This window comes from Pedobacter sp. 01T416_2 (genome assembly GCF_056398925.1).
Window position 1 is genome coordinate 1 of sequence record NZ_JBFTQI010000689.1, and the last position, 3,213, is coordinate 3,213.

The following is a 3,213-nucleotide window of genomic DNA, read 5'->3' on the forward strand; positions in this document are numbered from 1 at the left end:
GTGTAATCCCTAAATCTGTGTAATCAACCCAAAGGAAAAAAAGACATATATTAGTAAACAAATCTTATTAAAGATGAAAAAACAAATTCTATTAAGCTTATTTGCATTAAGTCTGTTTGCCTGTAACCAGGGCAAAAAACCTGCAGAAAAAATAACATTGATGAAATACCCTGAAACAAAAAAAGACAGCACAAAAGATAATTATTTCGGAACAACCATTGCAGATCCTTACAGATGGCTAGAGAATGATACCTCGGCTGAAACAAAAGCCTGGGTTGTAGCCGAAAATAAGGTTACTCAAAACTATCTCGAGCAGATCCCCTACCGTACTGACATTAAAAAGCGCTTAACAGCATTATGGAACTACCCTAAAGAAAGTGAGCCATTTAAGGTTGGCGAATATTATTTCTTCGCCAAAAATGACGGGCTTCAAAACCAAAGCATCTGGTTTATTAAAAAAGGGTTAGATGGCAAGGAAGAAGTTTTTCTCGATCCAAATAAACTTACAAAAGACGGAACGGCAGCCATTTCGATTTTGGGCTTCTCTCACGACAAAAAACACCTGGCCTATTCGGTTGCACAAGCAGGATCAGACTGGAGTAATATTTATGTAATGGAAATAGCCAGCAAAACTAAATTAGCTGATGAACTGAAATGGACGAAGTTCTCTGGCGCAGCATGGAAAGGCGATGGTTTTTATTACAGTAAATTTGATGAACCTATTAAAGGAACTGATCTTTCTGCCGCCAATAAACACCAAAAAGTATATTTCCATAAATTGGGCGATCAGCAGCAAAAAGATCAATTAATTTTTGAAGATAAAACCAATCCAAATCTATATTTCGGTGCCAATGTTACCGAAGACGAACGCTTTCTGGTGGTTTACGCCAGCGCAGGCACTTCGGGCAATGCATTATACTGTCAAGACCTGAAAGCACCAAACAGTAAAATTGCCTTATTGGTTAAGGGTTTTGAAAACAATCACAGCGTTATTGATAATATTGGCGATAAGCTATTGGTAAATACCGATCTGGGTGCTGAAAACAAACAGGTGGTTTTGGTCGATCCAAAAAATGCAGATCCTAAAAATTGGCAGAAAATTATCCCCGAATCTAAACTGGCACTAGAAGGTATTGGAACTGGAGGAGGATTTCTATGGGCATCCTATCTAAAAGATGCAAGCACCAATATTATACAGTTTGATTTAAGCGGAAAGAAAATTGGCGACGTAAAACTGCCAGCCATTGGAACCGTTGGAAGCTTTGGCGGCTACAAAGAAGATAAAGAATTCTTTTACACCTTTTCTAATTTCACTACTCCCGGTACTATTTACCGTTACGACATCAACAAGAGCGAATCTATATTATATAAAAAATCCGGACTCCAATTTAATACCGATAACTACGAAACCAAACAGGTGTTTTATCCATCGAAAGATGGCACCAAGGTACCTATGTTTATCGTGTCAAAGAAAGGGACCAAGCTCGACGGTAACAATCCGGTTTATTTATATGCCTATGGTGGTTTTCAGGTTAGTTTAACACCTGGATTCAGTCTATCTCGGATGCTATTTTTAGAGCGTGGCGGCATTTACGTACAGCCTAGTTTACGTGGCGGAAGCGAGTATGGCGAAGCCTGGCACAAAGCCGGTATGCTATCGAAAAAACAGAACGTTTTTGACGATTTTATCGCTGCAGCCGAATACCTGATTAAAGAGAAGTACACCAATCCATCTAAAATTGCTATATCTGGTGGCTCGAACGGGGGCCTCTTGGTAGGTGCCTGTATGACCCAAAGACCTGATCTGTTTAAAGTAGCTTTACCTGCTGTTGGTGTTTTAGACATGCTTCGCTACCATAAATTTACTGTGGGCTGGGGCTGGGCAGTTGAATACGGAAGCAGCGATAAAAAGGAAGATTTCGATTACCTGATTAAATATTCGCCGCTCCATAATCTAAAAAGCGGTGTTAATTATCCGGCAACATTAATAACAACAGCAGATCACGATGACCGCGTAGTACCTGCACATTCATTTAAATTTGCAGCAACCCTACAGGATAAATATAAAGGTGAAAACCCGGTTTTAATCAGAATTGAAACCAAAGCAGGCCATGGTGCAGGTAAACCAACAACGAAAGTGATTGAAGAAGCGGCTGATGTATGGAGCTTTGTGTTTCAGAATTTAGGAGTGAGTTGGTAGCGCATTTTTTGTCATTCTGAGCTCCATAGAAGGTCGTCATCTCGACTGGAGCGTAGCGAAATGGAGAGATCTATAATAGATTTCTCGACGACGTTGCACTCCGCTCGAAATGACGATATCTTGTAGTAATCATCACGAAAAATTATGCTTCTAATATAACACCATCCCATTTCCCACTAAATCCATAGACCAATTATAATTTGCTTTAAACTGCTAAAAACCCTTAACTTTTGTTTTAACCTAACGCAAAGCATATAAAATATTGAATACAACAGGATTACAAAATTATCTAGAATATTTCTAAATAGCAGAATTGATAATACTTTATTTTGTAACTTTGCGTCAAATTTTTTTTAATGATCACTACTGATATAGCCGTAATAGGCGCTGGTCCGGTTGGCTTATTCGCCATTTTTGAAGCCGGTTTATTAAAAATGCGTTGCCATTTAATTGACTACCTGCCTCAGGTTGGTGGTCAGCTGTCTGAAATTTACCCTAAAAAACCGATATACGATATCCCAGGTTATCCTTCTGTGTTGGCCCAGGAACTTATCGATAACTTAATGGAGCAGGCAAAACCTTTCCATCCAACGTTTACTTTAGGCGAGCGTATTGAAGGTTTAGAGAAGCGTGGCGAAGCAGATTTCGTTTTAACGACCAATATGGGTACTGTTATCGAAGCTAAAGTTGTGGTAATTGCAGGTGGTTTAGGTTGCTTTGAGCCGCGTAAACCTGCTGTAGAAAATTTAGAGAACTTTGAGAATGGTAAAGGTGTAAACTATATGATCCTCGACCCGGAGAAGTATCGCGATCAGAAAATGGTGATTGCCGGTGGCGGTGACTCTGCTTTAGACTGGACCATTTACTTAGCAGAAGTTTGTTCTGAATTAACTTTGGTGCACAGAAGTGAGAGTTTCCGTGGTGCTCCAGATTCGGTTGCTAAAGTAATGGCATTGGCAGAAAGCGGTAAAATCAATTTGATTTTAAATAGCAATCTTCAGGCGGTACAGGGA

General features: G+C 39.6%; 2 protein-coding genes. Both read left to right on the forward strand.

Features of this window, described 5'->3' with window-relative positions; genetic code table 11:
• Positions 1 to 73: 73 nt before the first annotated feature.
• Positions 74 to 2,200, forward strand: a complete 2,127-nt coding sequence (locus AC1DPQ_RS22510) for a prolyl oligopeptidase family serine peptidase (protein ID WP_477580662.1) — start codon at positions 74 to 76, stop codon at positions 2,198 to 2,200.
• A gap of 356 nt (positions 2,201 to 2,556) precedes the next feature.
• Positions 2,557 to 3,213: NAD(P)/FAD-dependent oxidoreductase (locus AC1DPQ_RS22515; protein WP_477610936.1), on the forward strand; the 657-nt coding region annotated here is incomplete at its 3' end.